Origin of the sequence: Aquamicrobium ahrensii (genome assembly GCF_040545755.1) — a bacterium.
In the GTDB taxonomy this organism is placed as follows: domain Bacteria; phylum Pseudomonadota; class Alphaproteobacteria; order Rhizobiales; family Rhizobiaceae; genus Mesorhizobium; species Mesorhizobium ahrensii.
The window spans coordinates 1-23,658 of sequence record NZ_JBEPMN010000016.1 but is presented as its reverse complement, the minus strand read 5'-3'; the positions used below and the strand labels follow the sequence as shown (position 1 = coordinate 23,658).

Below are 23,658 nucleotides of genomic sequence, written 5' to 3'. Positions count from 1 at the left end.
TCCAGCCTTCCGTGAAACCGGGGAACGATCCGGTCGGGACATTTCAGCCGGGCTTCAGCATCCCGCCGGCGATCGCGAAGACGCGATCACGGCCCATCATGTAGGCCATCAGGCTGTCGCGGCGGAACAGGCCCGCATAGGCGTGATCGAGCACGTTGAGCGAGCCGGTATAGGCGCCGAAGGCCGGCATCACCATGCGCACGCCGTCGCTGGCGAAGCAGCGTCGCCGGACCGAGCGGCCGCGCTGGACGATACGCGCGCAGGGGTGAAGATGGCCGGCGATTTCTCCTCCCACCGCTGTGCGGGAGGGTTCATGCCTGAACAGCAGCGCACCGATGGCAAGCTCCCGCACCGTCTCGCCGGGCAGGTCCGCCGGGGCGTCCGGATCGTGGTTGCCGGCGATCCAGAACCAGTCGCGCGCCGCCATCATCGCTTCCAGCCGTTCGCGAAAGGCGGGGTGCAGACGGCCGGCGGCCTCGCCGTCGTGGAAGGAATCGCCGAGGCTGACGACGATGCGCGGCCGATAGCGGTCGAGCGCTTCCTGCAACCGCGCCAGCGTGGCGATCGTGTCATAGGGCGGCAGGAGCGCGCCACGCCGGGCCAGTGAAGATCCCTTTTCCAGATGCAGGTCCGATACGGCGAGCATCTCCATTTCCGGGAAATAGAGCACGCCGCGCGCATCGCACACGGCGCGTTCGCCGGCGATGGCGATCAGTTCGGCGTCGGGCGTCATGGCGGCCGGCGAAAGATTCATCTGTGTCCCATCGCTTCATCGACCAGTTCGGCCGCCTCCATCAACAAACTGTCGTTGGCGTCGCCATTGACCGTTTCCCTGCCGATCTCCAGCATGACCGGCACCGCCAGCGGCGAAATCTGCTCAAGCGGTTTATGCACGATTCGCCCGTGCACGCGCGAGAGCATGTCGCCAAGCCGGCTGACGTCGAGCAGGCCGGCCCCGGCGTCGGCCCGCGTCGCCTGCAACAAGATATGATCCGGCTCGTGGCTGCGCAGCACATCGTAGATCAGATCCGCCGAAACCGTCACCTGCCGTCCGGTCTTTTCCTGACCCGGAAAGCGCTTTTCGATCAGGCCCGAAATCACCGCGCAATTGCGGAAGGTGCGCTTGAGCATCCAGCTGTCGTTGAGCCAGGCTTCGAGATCGTCGCCCAGCATGTCCTCGTCGAAAAGTTCGGCAAGCGAGGGCTTCTTCGCCCAAAACAGCGCGCCCATATCGTCCAGGGCCCAGATGGCCAGCGAATAATCGGTGGCGACGAAGCCGAGGGGGCGGGCGTTGGCCCGCTCCAGACGGCGCGTCAGCAGCATGCCGAGCGTCTGATGCGCCAGCCTGCCCTCGAACGGATAGCACACCATGTAGTGCCGGTCGCCGCGCGGAAAGGTCTCGACCAGAAGGTCGCCGCGTTTCGGCAGCATGGATTTTTCCTTTTGCAGACGCAGCCAGGCGGACACCTGTTCGGGCAGCGTCGACCATCTGTCCGGGTCGGCCAACATGGCGCGCACCTGATCGGCCAGATAGGTGGAAAGCGGAAACTTGCCGCCGGCATAGCTCGGCACGATTATGTTGGCGCCGGAGCCGGCCGACACCACGCATTCATTCTCGCGTATGCCTTCGAAGCGCAGGATCTTGCCGGCGAACAGGAAATTGTCGCCAGGCCGCAGCGTCTCCGCGAAATACTCCTCCACCTTGCCCAGCACCCGTCCGCCATGACCTGCCAGCCCGCGACCCGGCCGCACATAGCGCACATTCAGTTCCGGCATCTCGACGATGGTGCCGACATTGAGCCGGTATTGCTGCGCGATGCGCGGATGGGTGATGCGCCACAGCCCCTCTTTCGTCTTGCGGATGCGGGCATAGCGTTCATAATTCCGGAGCGAATAGCCTCCGGTGGCGACGAAATCGACCACGCGGTCGAAAGTGGCGCGGTCGAGCGCAGCATAGGGCGCGGCGGAGCGCACTTCCCCGTAAAGCGCATCGGCGTCGAACGGACCGGCGCAGGCTGTGCCCAGTACATGCTGAGCCAGCACGTCCAGCGCGCCGGCAAGCAGCGGCGGCGTGTCCTGAGCGCCGAGATAATTGGCGTCCAGCGCGGCGCGGCATTCCAGCACCTCGAAGCGGTTGGCCGGAATGAGGATCGCCTTCGACGGCTCGTCCATGCGGTGGTTGGAACGGCCGATGCGCTGGGCGAGCCGGCTGGCTCCCTTCGGCGCGCCGACATGGATGACCAGATCGACGTCGCCCCAGTCGATGCCGAGATCGAGCGTCGAGGTGGCGACGATGGCGCGCAGCGCATTGTCGGCCATGGCCTTTTCAACACGCCGCCGCTGGCCGACATCGAGCGAGCCGTGATGCAGCGCGATGGGCAGCGCGTGTTCATTGGCGCGCCACAGCTCCTGAAACAGCATCTCCGCCTGGCTGCGGGTGTTGACGAACAAAAGCGTCGTTCTGTGCCGACTGATTTCCTCATAAATCTCGGGGATGGCGTAGCGCGCCGAATGGCCCGCCCATGGCACGCGCTCTTCCGATTCGAGAATGGAGATGGCGGGTTTCGCCCCGCCGGCCACCGTGATCAGACCGGCCATCTCGCCCGGAGGGTTCTGCGACACCAGCCAGCGGCGCAGGTCGTCCGGCTCGGCCACGGTGGCGGAAAGGCCGATGGTCTGGAGCCCCGGCACGATGGCGCGCAGCCGTGCGAGGCCAAGCGAAAGCAGATGGCCGCGCTTGGAGGTCACCAGCGAATGCAACTCGTCGAAGATGACGAAGCGCAGATCCTCGAAGAAGCGCTTTGCGTCAGGTGCGGCGATCAGCAGGGCAAGTTGTTCAGGTGTGGTGAGCAGAATGTCGGGTGGAACCAGTTTCTGGCGCTGGCGCTTGTGGGCCGGCGTATCTCCGGTGCGCGTCTCGATAGCGACAGGCAGGCCGATTTCAGCAACGGGCTTGCCGAGATTGCGCTCGATGTCCACCGCCAGCGCCTTGAGCGGCGAGATGTAGAGCGTGTGGATTCCGCGATGCGCTTCGCCCGGCTTTCGCTTCGGCCGCCCGGCCAGCTCGGTCAGCGAAGGCAGGAAACCGGCCAGCGTCTTGCCGGCGCCCGTGGGTGCGATCAGCAGGGTGGATCGCCCGGCCTGCGCGCGCGACAGCAGTTCGAGCTGATGGGCGCGCGGCGACCAGCCCTTGGCCGCGAACCATTTCAGGAACGGCTCGGGCAGGCGGGCGACGGCCGTTTCGTGCAAGGGCTCTGGCTTCGCGGTCACGCTTCCACAGGTAGCGCGGGCAGGGCGGATCGCCAAGCAAAAAGAACAAAACAGGATCATTTGCTTGCACGGATGGTGGCGCACAGGCACAGTGCGGCCTTTCCGCGGTGCCAAAACGACCTATCTGTGAGCCATGCGCCCCAGCGATCTGCTCCAGCCACGCCCTGAAGGGCTTTATTGCCCGCCCGGCGATTTCTTCATCGATCCGGTGCGCCCGGTGGAGCGCGCGCTGATCACCCACGGCCATTCCGACCACGCGCGGGCCGGCCACACCCATGTGCTGGCCACGCGCCAGACGCTCGACATCATGGCGCTGCGCTATGGAGAGGATTTTGCCCGGAGCCGGCAGGCTGCGGCCCTGGGCGAAAAGATCGATGTCGGCGGCATTTCCGTCACCTTTCATCCGGCCGGTCATGTGCTGGGTTCGGCCCAGATCGCGGTAGAGAAAGACGGCCTGCGCATCGTCGCTTCCGGCGATTACAAGCGCACCCCGGACGCCACCTGTGCGCCCTTCGAACTCGTGCCCTGCGATGTCTTCATCACCGAGGCGACTTTTGCGCTGCCCGTCTTCCGCCATCCGCCGCCGCAGGAGGAAATCGGCCGGCTGTTGAAGTCGGTGGCGCAGTTTCCCGAACGCAGCCATCTCGTCGGAGCCTATGCGCTTGGCAAGGCGCAGCGCGTGATGAAGGAACTGCGGCAGGCCGGTTACGACCGGCCGATCCATATCCATGGCGCATTGGCGAAGCTCAGCGACTATTATCAGGCCGAAGGCGTCGATCTTGGCCCGCTGGAGCCCGCGACGGTGGAGGCGGGCCGCAAGGGCGAATTTGCCGGAGCCGTGGTGATTGGCCCGCCATCGGCGTTCGCCGACCGCTGGGCGCGGCGCTTTCCCGATCCTGTCGCCTGCTTCGCCTCCGGCTGGATGCGCATCCGCCAGCGCGCCAGACAGCGCGGCGTGGAACTGCCGCTGATTCTCTCGGATCATTGCGACTGGGACGAACTGTGCCAGACCATCACCGAAACAGGCGCGGGTGAAGTATGGGTGACGCATGGGCGCGAGGAGGCGCTGGTGCGCTGGTGCGAATTGCAGGGCGTCAGCGCCCGTCCCTTGCACCTCGTCGGCTATGAAGACGAGGGGGACTGAACGGCATGAAGCGTTTCGCCGAACTCCTCGACCGGCTTGTGCTGACCCCCTCACGCAATGGCAAGCTCAAGCTGCTGACGGACTATTTCCGCGAGACCGAGGACCCGGATCGCGGCCTGGCGCTGGCCGCCATCACCGGCGACCTGTCCATCGCGGCCGTGAAGCCGGCCATGCTGCGCGCGCTGGTCACCGAGCGCATCGATCCGGTTCTGTTCGGCTATTCATACGACTATGTCGGCGATCTTGCCGAGACCGTATCGCTGGTGTGGCCGACGCCGCACGATGGTGACGCAACGCCCGCCCATCACATGACGCTTGCCGAAGTGATCGCGAAATTACAGTCCGCCAGCCGTTCCGACGGGCCGAAAGTTCTGGCCGGCCTGCTCGACCGGTCCGACATCCCCGCGCGTTTCGCCATCATCAAGCTGGTCACCGGCGGCCTGCGCATCGGGGTGTCGGCCCGTCTCGCCAAGCAGGCCCTCGCCGATTTCGGATCGGTGGATGTGGCCGAAATTGAGGAACTGTGGCACGGTCTCGAACCGCCCTATACCGGGCTGTTCGCCTGGCTGGAAGGACGCGCCCCGAAGCCTGAACGCGCGGCTTTTGCGCTGTTTCGTCCGGTCATGCTCGCCAATCCCGTTGGCGACGGCGATCTCGAAAAACTCGATCCCGCGCATTACGCCGCCGAATGGAAATGGGACGGCATCCGCGTGCAGGTATCGGCGGAAGGCGGTGTGCGGAGGCTTTATTCGCGCACCGGCGACGACATTTCCCGCGCCTTTCCCGACCTGGCCGACGCCATCGATTTCGAGGCTGTCATCGATGGCGAGCTTCTGGTCGGCTTGCCCGCCGCCACCGGCACGTTTTCCGACCTTCAGCAGCGCTTGAACCGCAAGACGGTTTCGTCGAAGATCATGCAGAATTATCCGGCTTTCGTGCGTTGCTACGATCTCATGCAACTGGGCCGCGAGGATCTGCGCGCACTGCCCTTCCGCGAGCGTCGCGCGCGGCTGGAAGCTTTCGTCGCAGGTCTCGAACCGACCCGCTTCGACCTGTCGCCGCTGGTCGCATTCGATGGCCGGGAAGCGCTCGAACAGCTTCGCACCGCACCCCCTCATCCCATTATCGAGGGCGTGATGCTGAAGCGCTGGGACTCGTCCTATCTCGCGGGACGGCCCAAGGGTCCATGGTTCAAATGGAAGCGCGACCCGCACACCGTCGACGCCGTGCTGATGTATGCGCAGCGCGGCCATGGCAAGCGTTCCTCTTTCTATTCCGACTATACGTTCGGCGTTTGGGCCGGACCGGAAGGCGAGGAGGAACTGGTGCCGGTCGGCAAGGCCTATTTCGGCTTCACCGACGAGGAACTGCGCAGAATAGACAAATATGTGCGCGACAATACCATCGATCGCTTCGGCCCGGTGCGGGCCGTTCGCGCCGACCGGGGGAACGGGCTGGTGCTGGAGGTGGCGTTTGAGGGGCTGAACCGCTCCACGCGCCACAAGTCGGGCGTGGCCATGCGTTTTCCGCGCATTTCGCGGCTGCGCTGGGACAAGCCGTCGGCGGAAGCCGACCGCATCGAGACGCTCAGGGCGCTTCTCAATCAGTAAGCATTTGCTTACTGATTGGGCGAAACCCTGATCTCGTAGATGTCGATGGCGTTGCCCTGGTTCTCGACATCGGAATTGATGGCTATGGTGCCGGCGGCCCCGGCGCGTTTGTCGGGGAACTGCACGTCGAACAGATATTCCCCGCGTTCGCGCCCGACTTCATAGCGCTTGCGGCCGCAATCGCCGAGTTCGCCGAAATTGCAGTCGATGGAGATTTGCGTTGTCTTGCCGTCCTCGGCGCGGGCCACCAGCACGAAAACCGCCTTCGAGCCGGAAACCTCGTCCAGTATGCCCTGGCCCACGTCGAAGGAAACGGCGGAGCCGGAAGCGCCCGAACGCACGCGCAGGAATGTGCCGCTGTCGTCTTCCATCACTTGCGCGCTGGCGTCCGAGGGGGTGGAGACCGTCGTCGGATCGAGCGGCGTGAAGACGGTGATCCATTCGCCGGAAAACTCCCCTTGAGCGGTCCGCAGGGGCGCACCCGATCCCGAGGGCGAAAAATCCTCGTCCTCGACGCTGGCCGGCGGCACCGGCACTTCGCCGCGCTGCTCGGGCGTTCGCAGTGCCCCGGATTGCAACAGCCACCAGGCGCCGAGGCCGATCACGACAATCAGCGTGAGGCCCGCGAACAGGGCGGGCAGGCCGCGCTTGCGCGGGCGCCTGCGACGCGGCGCCCGATCAGGCTCCGGCTCGGCGACGTTGCGTGGCAGGGGGCCCTCGGGGATGATGTCGGGCACGACGGGCATCACATATCCGTCGGAAGCCTCTCCTACTCTGCGATCCCTCGCTTCGAGCGCAGGCTCGCTGCCCCGGCCACGCGCGGCCGAAGACCTGTCCGGGGTGTCGATGTCCGGCGCGATGCCGTTCTGCGCCGTGGAAGGTTCGGTATTGTCCGGCGCGGGCAGGAATTGCGCCTCGATTTCGGCGATCTTGGCCTGCATGGCCTTGCGGCGGTTGATGGCCGTCTCGACCGTGACGTTCGGGTTGGCCTGCAGCGCCCGGTCGAGCGCGGAGAAGGCCGACCGGTACACCTTCTCGCGGAAGGACCGGTCACCGGCGTCGCCTTTTTCGAGGGCGTTCCGAATCGCTTTTTCGATCGGGTCCAAGCCGGAATCCTTGTGACAACTTGTGTTGCGTTGATGGTTACCCGCAGAACGCGGATCAATCAACTTTGTTGGCGTGAGGCGCGGTCGATACCGGCGCGGGCGCATGCAGTATTCGCCGTGAAATGCGCGTGCGCCAACAATCTGCCGTGATTTTTACCGGCCCACTTGAATTCGCACGGGCTTGCGGTTATCACGCCCGCATCCTCGAAGGCTTGTCCTTCCGGGCCGCTTTAGCTCAGTTGGTAGAGCATCGCATTCGTAATGCGGAGGTCGTCAGTTCGAGTCTGACAAGCGGCACCACTTTTCCTGAATGGTTCACTTTCATTCCCAATCGATGCGCGCCTCGTCCTTGTCCGGAACGCGGCAGGCTGGTTGGCTACTGGCATGCAAGCCGAAAGCATTGGCGGAATGGACCTTTTGCAGGCGGTCCGACATTCTGTCACAGTCGTGGCTATAGGCCGGACACACATGCCGGTGCTACTGGCGACAGGAAAGGAGATCTTTTCATGCCTAAACCTGTTCTCGTGCTTTTTCTTGTCCTGGCGCTTGCTCTGATAGTCGCGGGCGCGTTCACCATAGGCTTCGCGCAGACCATCACGCTGCTGGCGATCGCCGCCACCTTTATCGTGTTCTATCTGATCGTTGCGGTGTCGAGGGCCTGACCCCAACGAACCGGTAAGGGTCGCCTTCGGGCGGCTTTTTCGTGTCGGCAGGGTTGCGTCATATCCAAAGCATGGAATGATGGGCGCCGGGGGCTGAGCGACTTTTGAAAATCAGGAAGCCTGCCAATGTCCGACGTGCAAGCCTTTGCGGCGGAAATTTTCAACTCTCAGCCCTTCACCCGATGGATAGGGGCGGAACTGGTGTCCGTCGGTTCTGATCATGCCGATATAGGACTGCACGTTTCCGGCCACCACCGGCAACAGCATGGCTTTGTCCATGGGGGCGTGTTGAGCTATCTTGCCGATAATGCACTGACCTTTGCGGGCGGCGTCGCCCTTGGCGGCGACGCTTTGACGTCCGAGTTCAAGATCAACTACATCCGGCCTGCGCGGGGCGGCTATCTGATGGCGCGCGCACGCACGATCGGAAAAGGAAAGCGGCAGGCTGTCTGTCAATGCGAAATCCTGTCGAACGAAGATAGCGGCTCCCACCTCTGTGCAGTTGCGCAGGGGACGATAATATCAGTCGCTGTCCCGGCTGACTGACGGATGCCCGGCCTGCGCGCGGCGTCCGGTTTCCACATGAGTAGCGGCTGCGCCTAGGGCCTGATTTTGGAGGAGATGCGGCATGGACAGGTTCACCGGCGGTTGCCTGTGCGGCGATGTCCGGATTGTGGCGTCGGGACGCCCGTACCGGGTCGGCCTTTGTCATTGTCTCGGCTGCCGCAAGCATCATGGGGCTCTTTTTCACGCTTCTGCGATATTCCCTCAGGAAGCGGTGACGGTCGAGGGCGCAACGCGCGACTACGAGGGGCGGTTTTTCTGCCCCCGTTGCGGATCGCCCGTTTTTGCGCGCAGTGCGGACGAGATCGAGGTGAACCTCGGCTCTCTGGACGCTCCTGACCAGTTGAGGCCGACCTACGAATTGTGGACTATGCGCCGCGAGTCCTGGTTGCCGCCGTTTCCGCTCGGGAAACGATATGAACGAGACCGCGACGCCGCCAGCCGTTTCGAGGATTAAGCGCTGCCGGCAACCGGAGTCGATTCGGCAAAATTGAGTGTCCGCCGCCACATATTGTGGAAGGCGGGCAAAACGTCAGCCCAGAGCCGCTTTGGGCCTGAACTTGTCAGTCAGCGCAGACGTTGCGCGTGCCACTTCAGATGATCGTCCATGAAGGTCGAAATGAAGTTGTAGGAATGGTCGTAGCCTTCCTGCATGCGCAGGGTCAGCGCCATGCTTGCCTCCCGGCATGCGTCCTCCAGCAGCCATGGGCGCAGGCCTTCGTCGAGAAAACCGTCGGCCGTGCCCTGATCGACCAGAAGTTCCGGGAAACGGTTACCGTCCTCGATCAACAGCGTTGCGTCATATGCACGCCAGTTCGCCTCATCCGCGCCGAGATATTTCTCCAGCGCAGGCCGCGACCATCCAGCCGTGCTGGGCTGGGCGATCGGGGCGAAGGCGCTGCAACTGCGAAACCGTTCCGGGTTTTTCAGCGCTATGGTGAGAGCGCCATGCCCCCCCATCGAATGGCCGAAAATGCCCTGCCGCTCGATGTCGGCGGGGAAATTGGCGGCGATCAGGGCGGGCAGTTCCTCGGTGATGTAGGAATACATGCGATAGTTTTTCGCATAAGGCGCCTCGGTGGCGTCGACATAAAATCCCGCGCCTGAACCAAACTGCCAGTTGTCCTTTTCGTCGGGAACGGTTTCGCCGCGCGGGCTCGTATCGGGGCATACGATCATCAGGCCCAGTTCGGCGGCCATGCGGCGGTATTCGCCCTTGTCCATGACGTTCGCATGGGTGCAGGTGAGACCGGACAGGTACCACAACACGGGTAGCGGCTCGTTGCTGGCCTGCGGCGGCACGAAAACGGCGAAGGTCATGTCGCAGGCGCAACTGTCCGAAGCGTGCGAATAAACGCCCTGAACGCCGCCATGCACCTTCGAGGTGGAAACCGTCTTCATTCCGCAATTCCTCCGGTTTGGCGACAGGGGAGGGCGGTCCTGCCCCCGCTGTATTGCTCCGATGCTCGCGCCCATGGCCCGATGTGGGCCGCAACTGAGCCCACAAACCCGGAAAGGTCAAGGAGGGGCCGGTTGCCGTCAACCGATCCGCGGCGATGTGGAAATCACGGCGCGTCCGCTGGTGAGATCAGCAATCAGCGAGAGCGTCTGTTCGAGTTCCGAAAGAGGGATTGAAACGGTGAGTTCGCCGCCCGTATCGGTGTATTTCTCCGCTTTCACCTGTGCCGCCGGCATGGCTCCCAGCCGCGCCTTGACAAGGGCGAGGTCCGGAAAAAGACAGGTGACACTCAGCTCTGCGGTCTCGATGAGCGGCGTCTTGGCGGCGGTGCGCAGGCATATCGCGGCGGTTCCGCCATAGGCGCGGATCAGCCCGCCGCCGCCCAGAAGAACGCCGCCGAACCAGCGCGTAACGACCACGGCCACGCGGTCCAGTGACTGGCCGTCGATTGCCTGCAGGATCGGCTTGCCTGCTGTGCCGGAAGGCTCGCCGTCATCGCTGAAGCGGTAGGTCTGGCCGAGCCGCCAGGCCCAGCAGTTGTGGTTGGCGGATGGATCGCAATGCGCCGTGATGAACGCCTTGGCGCCCGCTTCCGAATCGATTTGCCCGGCGACCGCAAGAAAGCGGCTTTTCCGAATGTCCTGCCGGGCGCTTTCTGTGGCGGCAAGCGTGTGGAGCGTGGTCATGTTCTCCTCATAGGGCCTGCGCGGCATTTCAGCCATACCGGGATGACCTGAGGCGATTTGCAGCGAGCGTTGTTGATGCCGGCCCCCGGATCGTCTACCGGATCGTCGGAGAGGGGCCATCCACCGGATGCAGGCCCCTTGCGCATTCCGGAAACCATCCATGCGGCGTGAGACTTTCGATACCGTGATCCTGGGCGCCGGCGCGGCCGGAATGATGTGCGCCATCCACGCCGCCGCGCGCGGCGGCAGGGTGCTGATCCTCGATCATGCCAGGGCGCCGGGCGAGAAGATTCGCATTTCCGGCGGTGGCCGCTGCAATTTCACCAATCTCGGGGCGAGCGCGCGCAATTTCATTTCCGGCAACCCCCACTTCGCCAAGTCCGCTCTTGGCCGTTATACGCCACAACACTTCATTGCGCTGATCGAGAAGCATGGCGTCGCCTATCATGAAAAGACGCTGGGGCAGCTCTTTTGCGACCATTCCTCCAGGGACATCATCGCCTTGCTGGTGAAGGAAATGGCGCAGGCCGGCTGCGAAATGCGGCTTTCGACAACGCTCGAACGCGTTGAGGGCGATGACGCCGGCTTTGTCGTGACACTGGGTGGCGAGCGTGCGGCGACCGTCCGCTGCCGTCAGTTCGTGGTTGCCTGCGGCGGGAAATCGATCCCCAAAATGGGCGCAACCGGCCTCGGCTACCAGATCGCCAGACAGTTCGGGCTTGCGGTGACAGAAACCCGGCCCGGCCTGGTGCCGCTGACCTTCGGGGAGGACGTTCTCTCCGGTTTTCGCGAAATTGCGGGCGTTGCGGCAAATGTGCGTATATCCTGCGGCAAGGCGGCCTTCGAGGAAGCGCTGCTGTTCACCCATCGCGGCCTGTCGGGCCCGGCTATCCTTCAGATTTCCTCCTATTGGCGCGAGACGCAGCCGATCCGGGCGGCCTTCCTTCCATTGACCGACATCGGCGCGCTGCTATGCGCGGCCAAGCGGGAAAACGGACGCAGAAGCATTCAGACCGCGCTAGGCGAGATACTGCCCAAGCGTCTCGCCACCTACATGGCCGGGAAACAGGGATGGGGCGGCACGCTGGGCGAGACATCCGACAGGAAGCTCGCGGAAATCGCCGGCTTGCTCCGGAACTGGGAGCTTTATCCTGTGGGAACCGAAGGCTACCGCACGGCGGAAGTGACGCTCGGCGGCGTCGACACGGCATGCATCGATTCGCGCACCATGGAGACCAAAGCCGTGCCCGGTCTCTATTTCATAGGCGAGGTCGTGGACGTGACGGGCTGGCTCGGCGGCTACAATTTCCAGTGGGCATGGGCCTCGGGCTGGGCGGCGGGGACCGCGATCGCTGAAAATGCGGTGTGACCCGCCTGCGACGGCGCAGCCGGACGCCTTCCTTCTTCTGCGTATTTGACTGAGTTCAGGATAAACGCAGTTTTTCATCATCTGCGCCGTTGATGGACCGTTGCGGATCGTCTAAGAGGTTGCACGCACTATCAGGCACCCGTAGCTCAGCTGGATAGAGTGTCGCCCTCCGAAGGCGAAGGTCACAGGTTCGAATCCTGTCGGGTGCGCCATCTCACATTTACCACTGTAAATCACACCTAAAGCCTTGAACGGAAAGGCTACATTTGGTGTTCGAAGTCCTTCATTTCGGCTGTAGGCAATTGGCTCCAAAAAAGCCAGCCGCAGCACCGTTCTCTTGCCGATCAGATCGGAATTGTTCCATATAGTCCAAGGGCTTGAGAGAAATTGGAGAGCGTGTTCGAACGACTCCTCCAGGGTCCTCTGTGGTTTGCCGCTCGAAGCCAATTTTTCGAGGGCAAGAGCCTTCTCTCGTTCCAGCTTGGCAATCTTCTTCTCATAGGCCGCAATCACTGAGGCGCTGCCGGAATCAACAATGCGGTCTAGCAGCGTATCAATCTGTGATTCCAGCTTCCCGACGTTCGCTTTAAGTGCTTTTACGATCTGCGTGGCCTGCCCCAGCCGCATATCCCACGCATCTCTGAACATCGTCTTGACCAATTGAAACATCGTCTCTGCCGGTTCCAGTCCTTGCAGAACCATTTCGAACTCGCGCTCCAACTCGTCGCGGTTAATGGATTTGCGATAGCTCGCGCAGCCTTTGGTGGCGCACAAGTAATAGGGATATTTGCGGTGCTTTCCCTGCGACCAGCACGCCGTCAGTGGCTTGTTGCAGTCGTCGCACAGGATGAAGCCACGCAGCGGGAAGTCCGCGTTAATATCTTTGCGCGCCGGAGCCTTGGCCGTGCTTTTCAGTCGGGCTTGCATCTTCTCGAACGTGTCGAGCGTGATGATACCCTCATGCTTGCCCTCACGGAGACCAACACCCCAGTTGGGGGCTTCGACATATCCGGTATAAACGGTGCGCGTGAGTAGATCGTGGACACGCTGATTGCGGATTTCGCCATTGGGCAGGTCTTTAGGAAAACTCGGATGGCGCTCAAGGAAGCGTTTAACTTCCACCTGCGTTTCAAACCGGCCAGAGGCGTAGCCTTCGAAAGCTTCCTGCAAGATGGACGCATTGGGCTCATCACGGACAAGTAGCTTCCCATGGCCGCTTTCCCGCTCATAGCGATAGCCCACGGGAGCCTGGAACACCCAGTAGCCATTCTGAATACGGGCGCGCATGCGGTTGACGGTCTGTTCGCCGTTCTTCTGGCGCTGATGCTGCGATACCGACGCGAGAAGGTTCTCGACAAGCTGGGAGTCGGAATCCTCGCCAAATTCGATTGACGGGCTGACCAATACGCCGCCCGCATCACCGATCTGCACCCTCAATTCAAAGTGCGCCATTAGCCCGCGCGCCAGCCGGCTAATATCGTCAATAATGACAGCGTGAGGCTCTTTGCGCTGCTTACGCAGAAATGACAGCATGGACTGCATGCCGGGGCGCGATGTCAGGCTACCGGACGTATCGTCCTGAAAAACGCCAACGACCTCATAGCCCTTGTATTTCGCAAACTCGCGGCATCTTGTTTCTTGTGATCCAAGGCCGTCCCCGCGCACCGTTTGCTTGGCGCTGGACACACGGCAGTAGATAACTGCCTTGGTCATATCCTCGTGCTGTTTTTCGTGTGTGCTCATTCCATCTCCAGCCCACCTGCCGGACTGCCATCAACCTTGTTTTTGCAATTCGAATCCGTCCGCTTTGCTCTGTCAAACACTTCGTTCAACTCGTCCACCGCGTGTTCACTTTCCCCGCAGACCTCTTGGAGAGGGTGGACACCAAAACCGAGGTCAACGAAGGCGACGATGATTGACCAGAGCGCGTGCAAGAACGCTTCCTTCTCGTCCTCGCCAATAGCTGGGTCGTCAATTAAGTGTTTGTATCTTTCTACGTCAATCGAAACTATAGGTCGAGAATTAGAATTGAATAATCCCGTAACATTACTATTTTTGTTGCCATTGATTACTTCATTCATACCAATTCCCTCTTTTCATAATACAACCTTTAGTTGTTTATTACAAGAAATATGGCCCAAAAACCCTAGAGTTTCTGCCGTTTTCCTTGCTGCGGTGCGGTCGAGCGCCCATAAATCAGGCGCAGAGGATCGACCTGGCCGTATGCCCCAAGCGTGCGCGCAATGCGGATGTCAGCGATTTTGTGCATCCGCGAGCGCAGGCGCTCGCCCAATAGCGCTGCGGCATAGTCCTGCGCCTCGCTCTGCCGGTCGATGCGCGGAGCCCAACGCGGCGCAGGCGGCTTGAGCTGGGGGGCAGACCAGCGCAGCAGTATCTTTCGGGTTTCGATGTCATGCCAGCGCGGGGCATGCTTGCGCAGATGCGCAGCCATCCGTGCTTCGAGGCCGCTGATATAGCGGGCCATCGTTTCGCCGGAATAATCCGCGCCAGCGGCGCGCATTGATACCGCAGGGCGGCGTAAATGTGCTTCGGGAGGAAGATCGGCCACCGATTTCTGAAACTGTGTCGTTTGATCGTTGGACGGGGTTTCGCTCTGCATGGTGGATGCGGCCAAAAACGGGGCATCGAGATTGAGGCGGTACCTCATGGTTCGCTCCTCTGAGAGGCTGGGGCGGTAAAGAAGGCGATCAGCGGACACTTGCCGTCCGGTGGGACGATCCGGCGTGAATGCAGTCCGAGATAATCGCAGGAATGGTAATGCCGCGTGGAGTGCAACTCGCTATAGACCCCGGCAAAGCGCAGGTGCGGGGTTGAAAGGCTCGCAGGGTCGATGAAGAACAGTGCCAGTACCGGCGGCACCCACAGCAGGTGCTTGCCCCTCACCAGTGCTACAATGCGCCGTTCGTTCCTCGGCAACGGAGCGAGTTCTTCTTGTAGCCGCGCTTTGCCGTCGTCCGTCGCGTACCGAATGGCGAAGAGGGGCGCACCCAATAGACGCGTGCCTTCCAGCGGGTTATCCTCAACCTCATCGCGCCAAGGCGAGATGCGCCCATAGTCCACCATCGAAAGGCATAGGGGACGTAGGCCGCGCACGAAGACCCATGCTTTGCTGCGGTCCATGGCGAGGATTTCATCAGCGGTCATCAGCCGCCGTCCCAGCTCGCGGCTCGACACATTGATGCCGTCCGCTTCCGCCCGGTAAGAATAGTCTTGGCGGCGGATGGTGGATTCCGCCAGCATGTCGGACACATGCTTGGCCCGCGCCAATGAGTTCAGTCCAGCATAGATCTTGATATCGCAATAGGATTCGATGGCGCTTGCCGCCTCGCGTCCGTATTTGCGCACCAACCCGTCAAAGGACTGGATATAGAGATCGGCCGAAATTTTCAGGCCGCGCATCGTTTCCATGTCGGAGGCAAGATCGGCAAAGCGGAAATTCAGCGCCTCTTCCCCGACAATATGGATGGGGTGGTCCGCCGGGTAACGCTTGGCCGCTTCCAGCAAGCTATGAGTGAGAAGAGAGACGACCGGTGCAAAATCGCGGGCATGGCTGAGCGGGGCCATCACGAACACGACAATCTGGCGAAGGCGCATGTCCGCGATGTTGTGGCTGGCAGTGCGGCCATAACCCGCCATCCGCCCGCCTTGATTGAAAGTCAGGAGCCGCTGCGTTGCGCCTTCGAGGAAGGACGAGGCGTTCTCGGGGTTATCCTGAAAGAGCCGCAGCAGCCCGCCGCTTTCTGCGTGCAGGAATGCGGCAATGGGATCGTCCGGCATGAGCCGGAGCAATTCATGGCGCAGGAAAACCAGCCGCTTTTGAAAGCTGACCGGATCGTTCAGCAGGGCGAATACATCCGAGGGGGTGCAGCGCGCCGGATCGACCAAAGCCTGGCTTAAGATCGCAAGCGCGATGCAGCGGCGCGAGCCATTGATGAAATACACATTGGCATTCTCGCCGTTCTTGTTTTCCGGCAAATGCAGATTGGCCAGATCGAATGCCAGTTTGATGGCATCCTGCCGGAACGCATCCTGCGCATGGGCAGCGTCCAGCACCGCCTGATAGAGATTGAGCGGGGTATCCCCGCACAGCTCCTTATGCGCGCCCGCCGGATTGATGCACCAGACTTCGATGTTCCTGTCCCGCAAGGCGCGGACGAGCATAGGTGCGAGTTCGCATTTCACATCGGGAATGAAGAGCGATTTTCCCAGCCGTGCCTGATGCAGGATGGAGCCGATGACATAGTTTACTGTCTTGCCGACACCAGGCGGCATTTCGATCAGAGAGAATGGCGTACGCGGCGGAGCAAACGCTGGCGCAAGCTCTTCAAACAAACCAAGGAAGTTGCCGCTGGCGGCATCGTTCATCCCGCGCGCGACCAGCTCTTCCCAACTCGCCTGCCTTGCAGCGCCATGATCGGCAGATGCCTGCGCTGCCCGTTCCAGATTACGGCGCAAGCTGTAATCCCGAACCATGCCGATGATCGCGCCCAGACCGGCTAACGAGGCAACGGCAAGACACAGCCATGACAACGGCGATGCCCCCAAATGCCACGCAGCCACTCCGAAGAGCCCCGAGGTCATTGCCATGCGATTAATCGGGCCGGAGCGTGGATGGATCGGAACGCTCATGGCGCATCCGTCCGGTGCTCGGCAAAGGCCATCGCTTTTTCTACCGCGCTGCGCACATGGCGCAGCGTCGTTATCAAGCCGAGGCTGGATGCCACCTCGCTATCGCGCAGGGCAAGCGAATGGACGCGCAACGTGCCAAAAAGGAAAGCGATGGTTGCTGCGAGCGCGCACACGCCGATCAGGGTAATGATCTCACTCGCATACAGATAGCGACGGAAGACGATGGCGAAGCCAATCAGCCCGATCATCGGCGGTAGCACGAAGAGCAGCAGAGGCCGTTCGACTGACACATACTCGATACGGTGGATCGAATAGGTCTTGCGCGGCGTGCGCAGAAGTCTGTCGGTAACGATGAAGCCGCCGCCGCTAAAGAAGGTCGCATCGTTCATCGAGATGCTCCCTCATTGCTCTCGCACGTGCCGCTTCGCGCCACCGCGCCCATCTTGACTTCAAAGGCATCGACCGGTGCTGGCGTGTAGAACATCAACGTGCCGGTGAAGATGGCCCAATCGGTGCGGCTTTCTTCAATCGCCGTTTGCGCGATACATGCGCAAAGATCATCAGCCGACGCGAGACGGGCTGCCGTTGCGGAGCGAATTCTCTCTTGCGCGGTTTCATAGGCGGCTCCCGCCGCGCGCTTCCCGGCCTCGTATTGCTGCCGGGCAGCGCCAAGGCTGCCATGAACGTCGAGGCCGAAAGCATCCGCCATTCCCTGGCTTGCCCCAGCCGCCCAGCCCATGAAGGGGCTGTTCAGCAAGCCTTCTGCCTGCCGCAGAGCATGCTCGGCTTGATAGTCGATGCTCGGCAATGACAGCGAGGCCAGTTCTTGATCGCGCGCTTGTTCAGCCATCGCCTGCACATTGGCCGTGCAGGCCGGTAAGTAATCCGCCAGGACGATGCGCCCCCCGATGGTGGGGCCAATAAGGAGATAGTTGACGCCGCTCCAGACCAGCAAGCCGGCCAACACACTGGGAGGGACGATGTCTTTGAAGGGGCCGAAGAACATGGCGTTTATCCTTTCGTTTAGGGAGAAAAATCAGTGATCACCGCCGCGCGTGCGGTGATTGCTTCCGGCGTGGCCGTTGGCACGTCGCCCCCCGTTCGGGCGTTTGCCATCACCGTGATGGGGTGGGTGAAGCGGTTCGCCGCCAGGGTGCGGGGCGTTTCGGTCAGCACGCGGCGAAAGCGGCTCTACCGGGCTGGGGCTATCACCAAGCTCCAGTTCATGGAGTTGGATGTGCTTGCGCCATACCAACTGCCAGTAGGTGTAGAACCAGAGGGTTACGGGAAAGATCAGATCGACCGTCGCGGCAACAGCGGCGATGGGCAGGAAGCTGCCGATATAAGCGAAGGTGTCGGATACCCCCGTGCGCTTGGGAAAGGCAGGGGCGCTTGTCAGCGGCTGCGCCGACGAAGCGGCAACAACGCTAAGGCTCTCGCCGTGGCGGACAAGAATACCGTTCAGACGGACCGTGGTATCCGTGCGTCCGGCGATATCGGCACCGCCCTGTAGCTCTTCCGCGTAAGCCGATACCAATGTGACCGGCAGCGCCTCGCCCAGCTCGCCGAGTTCCTGGCGGATTTTTGCGTCGATCACCTGTGCCTGGGAGCGGCGCTCCCGGATATTGGCATTCTCATCCGCGAGTGCCGTTTGAAAATCGCTCATCAACGCATTGAGCGTTCCGGCATGGGTTTGCCGCGCTGCAAGACCGGCATCAACCTCGCGTCCGATGGCGGCGGCGCGGCCCGCCAGTTCTTCCATCGCGCGGGCTACCGTACCGTAGCCGCCGGAGCTTCCGGATACACAACCCGAAGCAATTTCGCAGGCGGCCTTTTCCTGAAGGTCGCCCACGATGGCGCGCAGGGCTGGCACGATCCGCGATGCCTGCGCAGAGCTGGCAGTTTGCGCAGCTATATGATTATCCAGCGCGATGCCGTGCTCTTGCAACTGGCGCTCTGCGACATGCGGTAGGACCAGGCCGGGATAAGTGCCCGCGAACAATCCACTGCCCACGGCCAGGATTGAGAGCACGCTGGCAAGCGCCGCCCCGCGAAATCGCCGCGCCGCCAGCGGCGCGCCGTTCTCTATGGCGAGCTTATTGACCCCGTAGGAGACAATCGCCGCCATGATGCCTATGGCGATAAATTTGGCATAAGCCAAAAAATCGCTGCCTTCCACAATGGCGAACAGGCCCGTTGTTAAGATGATGCTGCTGCCGATGGCGACGCCAGGTAAAGCCAGATCAAGGAAGGGCGGCAGCTTTTGTCTGGGAAGCTCGACCGGCTCCCGGCTCGTTGACTTGTGATCCGTCGAGGTCATCGGCACACCCCTTTGTGGTCGTGATCCTTCGGGCCGCCTCACCGCGCTTCGGTGAGGTGGGTCCCTGTGGTCAGGCATAAGAGGTGGCAAGCGCTATCCGCAGGATAGGCTATCCGATAGTGACGCTATTTTGGGTGAGTTGCAGGTAGGCGCTAGTCAGTCGCCTTGAACGTGGCGCGCGGTTGGATTTAATGCGCGCAAATTTCCGTGCGGGGCCAAACCATGATTCATCCAGATTATCCGGTGTTTGCCAATGTAACCCAAGAGCTGTTTTCTTTACGGGAGAGCGGGAAAGCTATCCTTCTGCGCAAAGCGCTTGGCATTGCACTGGACCGGCGCTTTGCAAATTTTCAAAAGGGCGTCGTGCAGGAAAAGAAAAGCCAGTTCATAAATCTGGCCAAAGAGGTGTCAGGTGCTGTGTGGTCGGCCAGAGAGCCGCACAAGATTATCACAACGCTCAAGAATACCGGCGATGGCGACGAGGAAATGACTCGTGCGCTGTATTTCCTGTGCTGCATAACCGACGAGTTTGACGAACTACGGGGGACACTCTTTCAGGTGATCGGCAACGATGTCGTCGTTGATGCCCCCGCTATCTGGCCGCCGAAACTGGAATTCCGCTTCCGCGACTTGATCGCGGCCAACCCGAAGGAAATCCGCCATCAGGTGAAAGCGCGTGTCGCGGCTCTTGCCGAGCAACGCACTGCGATGGAAAGGGCGGGCCAGCTCAATTTGGAACTGAAATCTGAATTCGGATTGATTCTGGATGATCGCCCCGTTCAAGCGGCGAATGCCGATGATGCGACTCTGTCGGGTTCGCCCATCGATCCTTCCGAAGACAAAATTATCGGCAGAGCATTTGTCGAGAATGACGCCGCAAAGTTTATTGGAGCGCATTCATCTCCCCCCTGCGGGACGCTTTGCATCATCGATATCGATGATCTGACCAAGATCAACAAGGTTTACACGCACACCGTTGGCGATCAGGTCATCGAAATTGTTGGCATGCTCGCCGAGGATGCCGTTAAAGGACTGCACCAGAAAACTGGCCGCTGCGGCGACGATACTTTCTTTATTGCCTTAGCCAAGGAGGATGAGGACACGACGATCCAACTCATGGGGCGGCTACTCAAAAACGTTCAAGATTTCGGCTGGAAGCAGGTAGCAGCCGACCTACGGGTAACAGTCAGCATCGGTATCGCGGGGCTCAGGCCGCAAGAACCGTCCCTTGATATGGCGGTTCGCGCCGGACGCGGCATGAGGGATGCGAAGGCGAGGGGCGGAAACATTACGGCCATAGGCCCACGCCACCTGTCGCGCAGCGACATGTTAAGCCCCGTTTCGACCTTGAGAGTGTGGTCATAAGGAAGCGGCAGTTAGTTCTTCGGTCCCGAGTTGATCGCCCTACGAAGCGTCGCAATATGCACGTTAAAATGTGTAGCGATTTGCTTGCGTGTTCTATGGCGCTGATCAAGCCAGATCCGTGCTTGCTCAATTTGTGACGGCGTAAGCTTGGCTGGACGTCCAAGGCGCGCGCCTCGTGCACGCGCCGCTGCCAGCCCCGCTGCAGTACGCTCGCGGATCAGTTCCCGCTCGAACTCCGCTAAAACGGCGAAGATGCCTAAAATCATCCGCCCATCCGCCTTGGTTGTGTCGATCATAGCGCCCAGGCCAGTTAGGACGCGCAAGCCGATGTCCCGCCTTCGCAGCTCTTCGACCAGGGCCACCAGATCGATTAGGCTGCGGCCGAGGCGGTCCAGTTTCCATGCAACAAGCATATCGCCGCTGCAACATTGTGCGAGGGCCTGCGTAAGTCCCTGGCGGTCAGCTTTTACGCCGGATGCGGTATCGCTGAAAATCCGGGTGCACCCTGCCGCGTTGAGCGCATCAATCTGTAAATCAAGATTTTGCTCGGACGTGGAAACGCGGGCGTAGCCGATTTTCGAAGGTCGATGGAGACGAGAGGATAGTGGCTCGTCGTGGCCGGGAGCAGCAAAAACCTCCCTTTTGATAGGGGAGCGGTAGCAGAGGGTTTCCTTATAAATCCCATGTAAGTATTCTATATGTTCTTGATTGATACTGGGACCTCAAAAAATAATGATTGTATTTTAATGAATTTATGTGGGAAAGTGAAAGCAACAAAAGGGGAGGATTTTGCGCGAAATTGTAAACAATGTAATGAAATGCTTGTTCGTTGCTGCGATCCTCATTGCGGCTTATGGCGTATTGTACGCGAACATGCACGGCCTTGCATCGCGACTTGAGCCCATCGTCGCCGTTTACATTGCTTTGGGATTGCTGTTCGCGCTTGGACTTGTCCTCGGTTCTTTGATCTCATGGCTCGCCAGGCGCGGCCAGCGTGACAAACAACGCGCACCCGTAGATGTGCGTGAGAGCCAATCTGGAAACATTTTCTTCGCTTTATTTGGTGCAATCGCTCTGGTCGGCGTGATGGGTACGGTTGTTACAACCGTCCTAAAGGGTCCCGTGTCGGGGATGCAGCGCGTCACGAAATATACAGTTGCCGAAAATGATATGCTCGCGGCATCGGTTCTTGTTTCCCGTCACTCCTTGTCGCGTGAAAACGCCGATTGCGATGGCGATGGGATTATTGAGCCTGTGGCCTACGCGGAGGGTGGAGAGGCAAGCCCCACCGGCGGCGGGGTTATTCCGCCTGATGTTGGCGTGAGCGCTCTTGATCCATGGGGCGGTGCCTATGGGTACTGCGCTTGGGATCACGGCGAACGGCTCAAGGACGAGGGGTGCGGAGGCGAAGAGGCAAACCGCCTGCGCGGTGGCAATACGGAAACAGGAATCGCTATCGCAGTTATCAGTTCGGGACCCGACCGTGTGTTTCAGACAACCTGTGAGGATTGGGTTGATGAAGCGCCGGACGTCAACAAACCGGCGGGCAGCGACGATATCATTCGCCTGATGCCCTATGGCAGCTTCCTGCTGCCGCAGGCTTCGCAAGCCCGATTGGAGGAACTTCCCGAAGAGGCCTGCACCGCGCAGACCATCGGTATGATGCGTATGTCGCTGGGTGTCGTGCAGATTTGCATGGACACAGGCTGGACTGAGGTTGGAACGTCGGCTTTTTCCGACAGTAATTTCGATCCTGTTACCAATGCTATGCTGGGGCAGCAATACACGTCCAATTCCATCAGCTTTTCCGGCTTTCTGAACCAGCGGGATATTGAAATAGTCGAAGGGGCCGCGATTCTCGTCATCAATGGCGCGCCTGCCGGAACAAGCAGCACCATTACGGCGGGCGATGCAATTGCTTTGCGCGCAACGGCTGCACCTGTACCGGAAACGACCTATACATTTGCGCTTTCCGTGAGTGGCGTGCGTAAAAGCTGGACGGTACGTACGCGCAACTTCACACCAACTCAGTTGAGCATTACGCCGCCATCGCAATCGGGTACGATCACGACGCCGGGGAACCCCGGTTATGGGAGCCCGATCAGTTTTATCGTGCGGAACATAGGCGAGGTCGAAACGGGGCCTATGTTGGCCTCACAACTGTCTAACGCCACAAATTTCCAATTTTATTCATCGGGTTCTCACATCGGAGACGGATGCAGCGGACGAAGCCTGGCGTACAACGGCACATGTGTCATTGACGTTCGCCCTCGTGCGAGTAATGACGGAGCCTATAACGGCACACTCACCGTGCGGACGGGGAGCGTGTCGGCGGTTGCAAACCTCTCAATCAACGCGACGGGCTGGAGCTGTGCCCGCCCATGGGGCGGGACAGTTGCGCATGGCGGCTCGATCACGGCATATCAAAGTGCCAGCGTGTCTTATGGCAGCAATTGCGCCTCGCAGACTCGCAGCTGCTCCCTTGGCGTTCTCTCTGGTTCCTATACCCATCAGACCTGTACCGTTCAGGCCGCCAGCAATTGCACGTCACCGTGGGGTGCAACAGTCAATCACAATGCAAGCGTAACCGCCTATCAAAGCTCAAGCGTTGCCTACGGGGGCACGTGTGCCAGCCAGCAGCGCTCGTGCAACAACGGCTCGCTCTCCGGCTCGTACACGCACCAGAGCTGCTCGGTGAATGCGCCGTCCTCGTGCTCTCGTCCCTGGGGCGGGACCGTTGCGCATGGTGCTTCCATAACGGCATATCAGAGTGCGTCGGTTCCTTGGGGTAGCAGTTGCGCAAGTCAATCCAGAGCGTGCAGCAACGGCTCCTTGAGCGGCTCTTATATTCATCAGTCCTGCTCTGTTCAGTCCGCCACCTATGCCTATGGCACGTGGGTGTGGGGCGGATGTTCGGCATCATGCGGTGGCGGGACACAATCAGCTACGCGTAGCTGCATTCGACAAAATGATGGAGCTTCGGTCGCCTGTTCTCACTGTGGAGGTGCATGCTCCACCTCGCAGGCTTGCAACACCCATGCATGCCCAGGATATTGGGTGGAGGTCGGCCTTAACTTTTCTACCATTCCGCCCGCTTGCCCGGCTGGTACAGGCAATAATGTCAGATGCACTCCAATCACCCACAACATACCCACCGGGTCTGATCAGAACGTGTACACTGCAACCTCCGCTACGTGTGTCGTTCAGACCACTGTGGGGGGGGGAACGGACACTGATGGATTTGTCTGCAATAGTCATCCTAAAATATTGTGCGCGTACTTCAATTCAATCGGCTTGCTGCCTGATCACATCTACGCGGCGGACTTGCGCTATGCCCAGCAGTTTGTGCCTGATGCAGTCTGAGGTGGTCCCGGTTTCCGAGACAGGGGCATAAGGTGGATCGACCGATGAAAAGGACGATCCAGCATGAAGACACGCAGACGGTTCTCGGCC

The 23,658-nt window shown here is 60.8% G+C and carries 21 protein-coding genes, 2 tRNA genes and 2 pseudogenes; 11 read left to right on the top strand and 14 right to left on the bottom strand.

All coding sequences use genetic code 11. The features are described from left to right. Positions 1-43: 43 nt before the first annotated feature. Together pdeM and ABID44_RS16080 are read right to left on the bottom strand one after the other, a co-directional pair. Positions 44-754: a ligase-associated DNA damage response endonuclease PdeM gene (gene pdeM, locus ABID44_RS16085; RefSeq protein WP_354152722.1), complete on the bottom strand. Its 711-nt coding sequence runs from the start codon at positions 752-754 to the stop codon at positions 44-46. After that, positions 751-3,270 (bottom strand): ligase-associated DNA damage response DEXH box helicase, encoded by a 2,520-nt coding sequence (locus ABID44_RS16080; protein WP_354152721.1) that lies wholly within the window; start codon positions 3,268-3,270, stop codon positions 751-753. The genes pdeM and ABID44_RS16080 overlap by 4 nt, the downstream gene beginning before the upstream one ends. Positions 3,271-3,403: 133 nt before the next feature. Between ABID44_RS16080 and ABID44_RS16075 the strand changes: the two genes are divergently transcribed. Together ABID44_RS16075 and ABID44_RS16070 are read left to right on the top strand one after the other, a co-directional pair. After that, on the top strand, positions 3,404-4,414 hold the full coding sequence (locus ABID44_RS16075; RefSeq protein ID WP_354152720.1) for a ligase-associated DNA damage response exonuclease: 1,011 nt from the start codon (positions 3,404-3,406) through the stop codon (positions 4,412-4,414). 5 nt (positions 4,415-4,419) lie between these two features. After that, positions 4,420-6,024: a cisplatin damage response ATP-dependent DNA ligase gene (locus ABID44_RS16070; RefSeq protein WP_354152719.1), complete on the top strand. Its 1,605-nt coding sequence runs from the start codon at positions 4,420-4,422 to the stop codon at positions 6,022-6,024. 8 nt (positions 6,025-6,032) lie between these two features. Here ABID44_RS16070 and ABID44_RS16065 read toward each other — a convergent pair whose 3' ends face one another. Further along, a complete protein-coding gene (locus ABID44_RS16065; protein WP_354152718.1) occupies positions 6,033-7,130 on the bottom strand; it encodes a hypothetical protein in 1,098 nt (365 codons plus the stop codon). 224 nt (positions 7,131-7,354) lie between these two features. Between ABID44_RS16065 and ABID44_RS16060 the strand changes: the two genes are divergently transcribed. The 4 genes from ABID44_RS16060 (at position 7,355) to ABID44_RS16045 (ending at position 8,813) form a co-directional block, all read left to right on the top strand. Continuing rightward, positions 7,355-7,430 (top strand) — tRNA-Thr (locus tag ABID44_RS16060). 206 nt (positions 7,431-7,636) lie between these two features. Continuing rightward, complete coding sequence (locus ABID44_RS16055; RefSeq protein WP_354152717.1) at positions 7,637-7,792, top strand: hypothetical protein; 156 nt, start codon at positions 7,637-7,639, stop codon at positions 7,790-7,792. A gap of 126 nt (positions 7,793-7,918) precedes the next feature. Beyond that, positions 7,919-8,338 carry a PaaI family thioesterase gene (locus ABID44_RS16050; RefSeq protein ID WP_354152716.1) on the top strand — a complete coding sequence of 140 codons (420 nt, stop codon included), beginning with the start codon at positions 7,919-7,921 and terminating at the stop codon, positions 8,336-8,338. 82 nt (positions 8,339-8,420) lie between these two features. Further along, the gene (locus tag ABID44_RS16045; RefSeq protein ID WP_354152715.1) at positions 8,421-8,813 is read left to right on the top strand and encodes a GFA family protein; all 393 of its coding nucleotides are present in this window, start codon (positions 8,421-8,423) and stop codon (positions 8,811-8,813) included. 110 nt (positions 8,814-8,923) lie between these two features. On the opposite strand, the gene fghA is transcribed toward ABID44_RS16045, so the two are convergent. Further along, positions 8,924-9,757, bottom strand: a complete 834-nt coding sequence (fghA, locus tag ABID44_RS16040) for an S-formylglutathione hydrolase (protein WP_354152714.1) — start codon at positions 9,755-9,757, stop codon at positions 8,924-8,926. 138 nt (positions 9,758-9,895) lie between these two features. Next, entirely contained in the window at positions 9,896-10,537 is a 642-nt protein-coding gene (locus ABID44_RS16035; protein WP_378226611.1) for an IMPACT family protein, read from the bottom strand. A 124-nt stretch (positions 10,538-10,661) separates the two neighbouring features. Here ABID44_RS16035 and ABID44_RS16030 point away from each other — a divergent pair, with 124 nt between their 5' ends. Together ABID44_RS16030 and ABID44_RS16025 are read left to right on the top strand one after the other, a co-directional pair. Then, the gene (locus ABID44_RS16030; protein WP_354152713.1) at positions 10,662-11,870 is read left to right on the top strand and encodes a BaiN/RdsA family NAD(P)/FAD-dependent oxidoreductase; all 1,209 of its coding nucleotides are present in this window, start codon (positions 10,662-10,664) and stop codon (positions 11,868-11,870) included. A gap of 135 nt (positions 11,871-12,005) precedes the next feature. Further along, positions 12,006-12,082: transfer RNA gene (locus tag ABID44_RS16025), tRNA-Arg, on the top strand. Between the two features lie 496 nt (positions 12,083-12,578). Here the strand turns inward: ABID44_RS16025 and ABID44_RS16020 are convergent. Further along, positions 12,579-12,992, bottom strand: a pseudogene (locus tag ABID44_RS16020) (recombinase zinc beta ribbon domain-containing protein); the annotation flags it as partial. A gap of 87 nt (positions 12,993-13,079) precedes the next feature. On the opposite strand from ABID44_RS16020, the gene ABID44_RS16015 reads away from it, so the two are divergent. Beyond that, on the top strand, positions 13,080-13,262 hold the full coding sequence (locus tag ABID44_RS16015) for a hypothetical protein (protein ID WP_354152712.1): 183 nt from the start codon (positions 13,080-13,082) through the stop codon (positions 13,260-13,262). Here the strand turns inward: ABID44_RS16015 and ABID44_RS16010 are convergent. The 7 genes and pseudogenes from ABID44_RS16010 to ABID44_RS15980 all read right to left on the bottom strand — a co-directional run. Then, positions 13,191-13,583, bottom strand: a pseudogene (locus tag ABID44_RS16010) (recombinase family protein); the annotation flags it as partial. The gene ABID44_RS16015 and the pseudogene ABID44_RS16010 overlap by 72 nt on opposite strands. A 26-nt stretch (positions 13,584-13,609) precedes the next feature. Further along, positions 13,610-13,951, bottom strand: coding sequence for a hypothetical protein (locus ABID44_RS16005; protein WP_354152711.1), 342 nt, complete (start codon positions 13,949-13,951; stop codon positions 13,610-13,612). A 65-nt stretch (positions 13,952-14,016) separates the two neighbouring features. Continuing rightward, complete coding sequence (locus ABID44_RS16000) at positions 14,017-14,538, bottom strand: hypothetical protein (RefSeq protein ID WP_354152710.1); 522 nt, start codon at positions 14,536-14,538, stop codon at positions 14,017-14,019. Beyond that, positions 14,535-16,520, bottom strand: coding sequence for a type IV secretory system conjugative DNA transfer family protein (locus tag ABID44_RS15995; RefSeq protein ID WP_354152709.1), 1,986 nt, complete (start codon positions 16,518-16,520; stop codon positions 14,535-14,537). The genes ABID44_RS16000 and ABID44_RS15995 overlap by 4 nt, the downstream gene beginning before the upstream one ends. Then, positions 16,517-16,909, bottom strand: a complete 393-nt coding sequence (locus tag ABID44_RS15990) for a DUF6232 family protein (protein WP_354152708.1) — start codon at positions 16,907-16,909, stop codon at positions 16,517-16,519. Before ABID44_RS15990 ends, ABID44_RS15995 begins: the two co-directional genes overlap by 4 nt. After that, on the bottom strand, positions 16,906-17,526 hold the full coding sequence (locus tag ABID44_RS15985; RefSeq protein ID WP_354152707.1) for a hypothetical protein: 621 nt from the start codon (positions 17,524-17,526) through the stop codon (positions 16,906-16,908). Before ABID44_RS15985 ends, ABID44_RS15990 begins: the two co-directional genes overlap by 4 nt. Before the next feature lie 30 nt (positions 17,527-17,556). Then, on the bottom strand, positions 17,557-18,840 hold the full coding sequence (locus tag ABID44_RS15980) for a hypothetical protein (protein ID WP_354152706.1): 1,284 nt from the start codon (positions 18,838-18,840) through the stop codon (positions 17,557-17,559). Positions 18,841-19,062: 222 nt separating this feature from the next. On the opposite strand from ABID44_RS15980, the gene ABID44_RS15975 reads away from it, so the two are divergent. Continuing rightward, the gene (locus tag ABID44_RS15975; protein WP_354152705.1) at positions 19,063-20,205 is read left to right on the top strand and encodes a GGDEF domain-containing protein; all 1,143 of its coding nucleotides are present in this window, start codon (positions 19,063-19,065) and stop codon (positions 20,203-20,205) included. Between the two features lie 11 nt (positions 20,206-20,216). Here ABID44_RS15975 and ABID44_RS15970 read toward each other — a convergent pair whose 3' ends face one another. After that, complete coding sequence (locus ABID44_RS15970; protein WP_354152763.1) at positions 20,217-20,780, bottom strand: recombinase family protein; 564 nt, start codon at positions 20,778-20,780, stop codon at positions 20,217-20,219. Positions 20,781-20,994: 214 nt separating this feature from the next. Between ABID44_RS15970 and ABID44_RS15965 the strand changes: the two genes are divergently transcribed. Then, positions 20,995-23,568 (top strand): hypothetical protein, encoded by a 2,574-nt coding sequence (locus ABID44_RS15965; RefSeq protein WP_354152704.1) that lies wholly within the window; start codon positions 20,995-20,997, stop codon positions 23,566-23,568. Positions 23,569-23,658: the final 90 nt, after the last annotated feature.

What these genes read in the sequence shown, in the direction of transcription:
- pdeM (WP_354152722.1), bottom strand. Translation starts at nt 754, where the DNA reads ATGAATCTTTCGCCGGCCGCCATGACGCCCGACGCCGAACTGATCGCC.
- ABID44_RS16075 (WP_354152720.1), top strand. Translation starts at nt 3,404, where the DNA reads ATGCGCCCCAGCGATCTGCTCCAGCCACGCCCTGAAGGGCTTTATTGC.
- ABID44_RS16070 (WP_354152719.1), top strand. Translation starts at nt 4,420, where the DNA reads ATGAAGCGTTTCGCCGAACTCCTCGACCGGCTTGTGCTGACCCCCTCA.
- ABID44_RS16055 (WP_354152717.1), top strand. Translation starts at nt 7,637, where the DNA reads ATGCCTAAACCTGTTCTCGTGCTTTTTCTTGTCCTGGCGCTTGCTCTG.
- ABID44_RS16050 (WP_354152716.1), top strand. Translation starts at nt 7,919, where the DNA reads ATGTCCGACGTGCAAGCCTTTGCGGCGGAAATTTTCAACTCTCAGCCC.
- ABID44_RS16045 (WP_354152715.1), top strand. Translation starts at nt 8,421, where the DNA reads ATGGACAGGTTCACCGGCGGTTGCCTGTGCGGCGATGTCCGGATTGTG.
- fghA (WP_354152714.1), bottom strand. Translation starts at nt 9,757, where the DNA reads ATGAAGACGGTTTCCACCTCGAAGGTGCATGGCGGCGTTCAGGGCGTT.
- ABID44_RS16035 (WP_378226611.1), bottom strand. Translation starts at nt 10,537, where the DNA reads ATGGCTGAAATGCCGCGCAGGCCCTATGAGGAGAACATGACCACGCTC.
- ABID44_RS16030 (WP_354152713.1), top strand. Translation starts at nt 10,662, where the DNA reads ATGCGGCGTGAGACTTTCGATACCGTGATCCTGGGCGCCGGCGCGGCC.
- ABID44_RS16015 (WP_354152712.1), top strand. Translation starts at nt 13,080, where the DNA reads ATGGCCGCTTTCCCGCTCATAGCGATAGCCCACGGGAGCCTGGAACAC.
- ABID44_RS16005 (WP_354152711.1), bottom strand. Translation starts at nt 13,951, where the DNA reads ATGAATGAAGTAATCAATGGCAACAAAAATAGTAATGTTACGGGATTA.
- ABID44_RS16000 (WP_354152710.1), bottom strand. Translation starts at nt 14,538, where the DNA reads ATGAGGTACCGCCTCAATCTCGATGCCCCGTTTTTGGCCGCATCCACC.
- ABID44_RS15995 (WP_354152709.1), bottom strand. Translation starts at nt 16,520, where the DNA reads ATGAGCGTTCCGATCCATCCACGCTCCGGCCCGATTAATCGCATGGCA.
- ABID44_RS15990 (WP_354152708.1), bottom strand. Translation starts at nt 16,909, where the DNA reads ATGAACGATGCGACCTTCTTTAGCGGCGGCGGCTTCATCGTTACCGAC.
- ABID44_RS15985 (WP_354152707.1), bottom strand. Translation starts at nt 17,526, where the DNA reads ATGTTCTTCGGCCCCTTCAAAGACATCGTCCCTCCCAGTGTGTTGGCC.
- ABID44_RS15980 (WP_354152706.1), bottom strand. Translation starts at nt 18,840, where the DNA reads ATGACCTCGACGGATCACAAGTCAACGAGCCGGGAGCCGGTCGAGCTT.
- ABID44_RS15975 (WP_354152705.1), top strand. Translation starts at nt 19,063, where the DNA reads ATGATTCATCCAGATTATCCGGTGTTTGCCAATGTAACCCAAGAGCTG.